Raw genomic sequence first — 5,969 nt, forward strand, 5'->3', positions numbered from 1 at the left:
CCCCGCCCCCCTGCGCCTGGTGCTTGCCGCCAGCACAGAACAATTGCATGTGGAGCTGCTAAAGCAGAGCGGCGGCCCGGCCGGTCAACAGATAGCCCTTACCCGCGATGCCTTTCTACTACACCGCCAACAGAGCCCTGAACAATGGCCGGTGCCACGCCGCTCTGTTGCACACAAGCGCTCGCTACAGAAAACGCGTTTGCGCCTTGCCCATCGTGGCCATCGCCGACAACCGGGGCCACGCCTATTGGAATTGCGTTGATGTGGCTTTGCATACGCTTTCCCCAGCTGCTGCTGGATCAACCTCTCGCCGCCGACGAAAGACAATCCGGCCCTCAGGCTCTACTGGCCCAGCATCATATCGAAGAGGTCAACCGCGAGGCTTTTGCCGCCGGGGTACGCGTAGGCCAGTCGCTAGCCTCTGCGCGCACGCTCTGCCCCGCCCTGCAATGCCGTGCTGCCAATCCGGAGCGGATGACAGAACGCCTGAACCAACTGGCACTCTGGGCTTATCGCTTTACACCTGAGGTCAGCATTGCTCAACCCGACAGCCTGTTATTGGAACTGAGTGGCTCTCTGAAACTGTTTGACGGTTTTGAAAAGATTTTCAAACGCCTGCGCTGGGGCTTTCGCAAACGGCGTATCCCGGCCTGCTACGGCCTCGCTCATACGCCCCTGGCCGCCAGCCTGCTCAGCTTCGATGACACGGCACCAGAAACGCTGCTGACATCTGATGGCCAACTTAACCAACGTGCAGTCACCACTTTACTGAATAACCAACCCTGCCATCGACTACCTTGCGACCTGCGCCAAAAGGAACAACTGCTGACACTGGGGTTGAATACACTTGGCGAAGTCCACCAGCTGCCCCGCACAGCCCTGAGCCGCCGTCTTGGCAAAGATTTCAGTCTGATGCTGGAAAAGCTCTACGGTCAGCAGCCCGACCCAAGACCCTACTATCAACCTCCAGACAAATTTTTCAGTGAACGTCAGTTCAACGGCGAACTCAATCGCAGTGAAGAGCTGCGCTTTCCCGCTGCCGGACTACTCGATGAGCTCGGCCACTACCTGCAGCTCAAGCAGTGGGTCTGCCGCGAACTGCACTGGCAGTTTTACTATTGCGACGGCCAACACAGCGAACTGCACATGCCTGTGTCACATACCCATTTCGACCGCCGCGCTCTACTGGCACTTGTGCTGTTGCAGTTGGAAAAGTTCGAACTGTCCGGCCCGGTAGACTCACTGGCCCTGCGCTGCAACCATTTTGACGCGGTACAGCAACACAGCAATGATCTCTTTCCCCACTCCAGTCCGTTTGATCACGAGCGCCACACCCGCTACGTCGCCGTGCTCGATAAACTCCGAGCCCGCCTCGGTACCGCCGCGCTGCAGCAGCCAGCACTACATAGCGCTCATCTGCCGGAACAGGCAGCGATTCACCCGCCGCCAACCAGCAAGACCGCTGGCCAAACAACCACTGACAGATCGACAGAGACCCGGCGTCCCCTCTGGTTACTGGAGAAGCCCCTTCGGTTGCAGGAAAAAAATGGCCAACCCTGCTGGCAGGGAACACTGGAGATTCTGCAGGGGCCCGAGCGGCTCGATAACCAGTGGTGGCGACAGCGTCACGCCAGAGACTATTACATTGCCCGCACCTGCAAACATAGCCTGTGCTGGATATTTCGTGACTGTCTTCATCAACACTGGTATCTGCACGGCTGGTTTGGTTGATGAACACCGCACACTCAACACAGATACACTACGCAGAACTGCACTGCTTGAGTAACTTTTCCTTTTTGCGCAGCGCGTCCCACGCCCGAGAGCTGGTAGAACGCGCCGCCGAATTGGGCTACGAGGCACTGGCCATCACCGACGAATGCTCCCTGGCCGGCATCGTGCGAGCGAATATTGCCGCCAATGAGCGACAACTAAAACTAATTGTCGGATCAGAGTTCCACCTGGAAGAAGGTCTCCACCTGGTATTACTTTGCCCCAATAAGCGCGCCTATATTGAACTATCAGGTTTGATCACCCAGGCACGGCTGAACAGCGAAAAAGGCAGCTACCGCCTGTCACTGAAAGATCTTACCCAACGCATCCGCCACTGCTTTGCTCTCTGGCTATTGCCGTATAACGAAAAAGATTTCACCGAACATACAGCTTATGCAGAATCACTGAAGAACCTTTTCAACGACCGCCTATGGATCGGCTTTCAGCGTCTACACCGCCAGGGCGAGCAATTGTTTTACCAGCGCTGTCATGCGCTGGCAAACGACTGGAACCTCCCTATGACCGCCTGCGGTGGCATCCTGATGCACCAGCGCCAGCGCAAACCATTGCATGACATTCTCAGTGCTATTCGCCTGAACACCCCGCTGGCCTTACTCGGCAGTCACGTCAATGCAAACAGTGAAAACTATCTGCGCGACCTCAAAACCCTCTCATCGCTCTACCCACCAGCCTTGCTCGAAGAAAGCGCAGACATCGCCAGGCGCTGCCATTTTTCGCTCAGCGAACTTAGCTACCAGTATCCGGATGAAGTGGTGCCCGCTGGTAAAACAGCTGCTGAATTTCTGCGTGAGCTAACCGAGGCTGGCGCCCACAAGCGCTGGCCCCGAGGAATTCCCGACACCGTTAATCGCCTGATCGAACATGAACTGAGTCTGATCAGTGAACTGAGCTACGAGCATTATTTTCTGACTGTGTATGACATTGTCCAATTTGCCCGCAGTCAGAATATTCTCTGCCAGGGACGGGGTTCGGCAGCTAACTCAGCAGTGTGTTATTGCCTGCATATCACCGAGGTAGACCCGTCGCGCGGACAACTGTTGTTTGAACGCTTCATTTCCAAAGAACGCGATGAAGCACCTGATATCGATGTAGACTTCGAGCACGAGCGACGCGAAGAAGTCATTCAGTATATCTACCGAAAATACGGCCGCGACCGCGCTGCTCTCGCTGCCACTGTAATCACTTACCAGATGCGCAGCGCCGTACGCGACGTGGGCAAGGCTCTGGGGTTCGACGAAGCCATGATTACCCAGCTTGGTAAATCCTTGGCCTGGTGGGACAAGCGTGAGGCACTGTTACAGCGGCTACAGGAATTGGGCCTACAAGGCCAGACCGCAGCGCATTTTTACGAACTGGTGCAGCAGCTTTACGGCTTTCCCCGGCACCTGTCCCAGCACGTGGGCGGGTTCGTTATCGGCCGCGAGCCACTGGCGGGTATCGTACCGCTGGAAAACGCAGCCATGGCCGAGCGCACTATTATTCAATGGGACAAGGAAGACCTCGAAGCCATGCAACTGATGAAGGTAGATATTCTCGCCCTCGGCATGCTCAGCAGCATTCGTAAAAGCCTCGCCCTGATCAGCCAGCAACAGAACAGGGAATTCACCCTGCAGGACATTCCCGCCGAAGACCCAGCCACCTACGACATGCTCTGCCAGGCTGACAGCGTTGGTGTTTTCCAGATTGAATCTCGCGCGCAGATGACCATGCTGCCACGACTGGCGCCGCGCTGTTTCTACGATCTGGTCATCCAAATCGCCATCGTTCGCCCCGGCCCTATTCAAGGCGACATGGTCAACCCCTACTTACTACGACGGCAGGGGCTGGAACAAGTGAGCTATGAAAACGAAGCCGTTGAGAAAGTACTCGGACGCACCCTGGGCATACCCATTTTTCAGGAACAGGTTATCCAGCTCGCCATGGTGGCTGCCGGATTCACTGGCGGCGAAGCGGATCAGCTGCGTCGGGCCATGGCCACCTGGGGACGTAACGGCAAGCTCGACACCTTTCGGGAAAAGCTGGTCGCAGGCATGATTTCTAACGGCTATGGCGAGGCGTTTGCTGAGCGCCTGTTCAATCAGATGAAAGGCTTTGGCGCCTACGGATTTCCAGAATCCCATTCCGCCAGCTTTGCCTTGCTGGCCTACGCCTCGGCATGGCTCAAACGCCATCACCCTGCTGCGTTTTTTGCCGGCCTGCTAAACAGCCAGCCAATGGGTTTTTACAGCCCCTCACAGTTGTTACAGGATGCCCAGCGGCATGGCGTTACTGTGCTTCCCTACTGCGTCAACCACAGTCACTGGGATTACACACTGGAAGACATTCACGCCAGCCAACCCAAACTGCGGCTGGGGCTGCGCCAGGTCAAAGGATTCAACCTGTCAGCGGCGACACGCATTATCGAGGGCCGTCGCGATAGCAAGTACGCCTCACTGGCAGATTTTCTGGCGCGCGTTGCACTGAATAAGCAAGAGCGCCACGCCCTTACCCGCGCCGATGTATTCGCCAGTTTCAAGCTGCACCGCCACCAGAGTCAGTGGCAGGTAAGCGCCAGTGAACAACATCACGCTTTCCTGCCCGCCGAACAGGATCTGGATGACAACATAATACTGCCTTCACCCTCAGAGATTTCGGATGTTCGGGCTGACTACGCCTTCAGCCGCCTCAGTCTGCGACGCCACCCGCTGGCTCTATTGCGCGAGCGTTCGCGCTTTAAAACCTGCCGTAAAGCAGAAGAGCTCAACAGCATCCGCGATGGCCAGTTTATTCGCATTGCGGGTTTGGTAACCTGCCGTCAACGCCCTGGCACGGCCTCGGGGGTACTGTTTATTACACTGGAAGATGAAACCGGCAACAGCAATATCGTTGTGTGGAAGCAAGTACAGGAACAGTGTCGCCAGGCGATTCTTGGTGGTCGTCTGCTAATCGTGAAGGGCTTGCTGCAGCGGGCAGACCCACCAAAACGCGAAGGGTTTTCTACACCACCAGTGATTCATGTGGTGGCTTTGCATATTGAAAATGCGACGCAGGAATTAGCACTGGAGGTGGCATCGCATGATTTTCATTAACATTTTACGTTATTCACGCGGCCACAAATTCATCCGATAGCCCCCCTTTTGAAGGCGCCGAGAAACGCAGAACAACACTGGAGCAGAGCGAGCACTGCTCGAGCCCCGCAGCGGCGACAGCCGCGAAGGTCGAGTTGCGCAGCGACCGGTGTTGATCGAGCATTGCAGGGAACCTGAAGGGCGCCGAAACGGGGCTCTTTTTCTTACCTACTTTTTTTGGGGCATGCAAAAAGAAGTAGGTCGCCAAGCAGAGCGAAACTAAAGCCAAAATAAAACATTTGGAAAGGCCGTTCTACATAGCCAGAATGGCCAACATCAAGCAATCGCCTCGCCCAACACCACATCTCCTAGAATCGTCGTGCGATGAATCAACCGTTTGGCACCGGGTTTCACTCCTGGCGCCGAGTGCATAAAACGCCAGTTATCCCACAAAATCATATCCCCTTCTTGCCAGGCATGAAGGTAGGCAAACTCCGGCCGAGTAACATGCGCTACCAACTCATGCAACAGCGCATCGCTCTCAGCTTTGTCCAACCCATCAATACACTCCAGAAACATCGGACAGATATTCAAGATCTTACGGCCGGTTTCCGGGTGAGTCAGCACCAGCGGATAGCGTGAATCTGGGAAGTCGGGAAAACCCACATCAGCAGGTTTTTGCGGCGCACCGGGGCCTGCTATGTAACCAGAGGTATCCAGAAACGGCATGTTGTAGAGATTAACTTCAAAGCGATAAACCACCTTCATCGAATCGATGCGCGCTTTCATCTCATCACTTAAGGCATCATAGGCCTTGGCCTGATCCGCATAGCCAGTCTGACCATCAACTTCTGGCAGTTTTACCGCTCGCAAAATCGCGCCGCGATTGGGTTTTGCAGTATAGATAAGATCCTTATGCCACCCCAATCGCCCAACCCATTCTTCACCATCCCAAACCGCCACTGGATTGGTGCGGCTGTCTTCGCTGTTAAGCTCCATCAGCTCAGGATAGTCGCCGCTGCGAATAGTTTTGAGGGGGTGAGCTTCCAGCTCACCAAAAAGTTTGCTGAAACCGATCTGGGTTTGTGGGTTGGCGTTGGCACCGCGAATCAGCAGCATGCCATGCTCTAG

General features: G+C 55.6%; 3 protein-coding genes and 1 pseudogene. 3 read left to right on the top strand and 1 reads right to left on the bottom strand.

Translation table 11 applies throughout. The features are described from left to right. From ABYP39_RS16720 to ABYP39_RS16730, 3 genes and pseudogenes are all read left to right on the top strand, one after another. Positions 1-262 (top strand): annotated as a pseudogene (locus tag ABYP39_RS16720) (hypothetical protein); the annotation flags it as partial. Next, positions 262-1,731 (top strand): DNA polymerase Y family protein, encoded by a 1,470-nt coding sequence (locus ABYP39_RS16725; protein ID WP_372783699.1) that lies wholly within the window; start codon positions 262-264, stop codon positions 1,729-1,731. The pseudogene ABYP39_RS16720 and the gene ABYP39_RS16725, both read left to right, overlap by 1 nt. Continuing rightward, complete coding sequence (locus ABYP39_RS16730; protein ID WP_372783701.1) at positions 1,731-4,859, top strand: error-prone DNA polymerase; 3,129 nt, start codon at positions 1,731-1,733, stop codon at positions 4,857-4,859. The genes ABYP39_RS16725 and ABYP39_RS16730 overlap by 1 nt, the downstream gene beginning before the upstream one ends. A gap of 315 nt (positions 4,860-5,174) precedes the next feature. On the opposite strand, the gene ABYP39_RS16735 is transcribed toward ABYP39_RS16730, so the two are convergent. Further along, positions 5,175-5,969, bottom strand: a 795-nt coding sequence (locus ABYP39_RS16735; RefSeq protein ID WP_372783703.1) for a TauD/TfdA dioxygenase family protein, incomplete at its 5' end; no start/stop codon positions are given.

This window comes from Litorivivens sp. (genome assembly GCF_041625495.1).
Taxonomy (GTDB): Bacteria; Pseudomonadota; Gammaproteobacteria; order Pseudomonadales; family Spongiibacteraceae; genus Litorivivens.

Bases quoted from the DNA above. Each gene is read 5' to 3' on its own strand.
- ABYP39_RS16725 (WP_372783699.1), top strand. From the start codon at position 262: ATGTGGCTTTGCATACGCTTTCCCCAGCTGCTGCTGGATCAACCTCTC.
- ABYP39_RS16730 (WP_372783701.1), top strand. From the start codon at position 1,731: ATGAACACCGCACACTCAACACAGATACACTACGCAGAACTGCACTGC.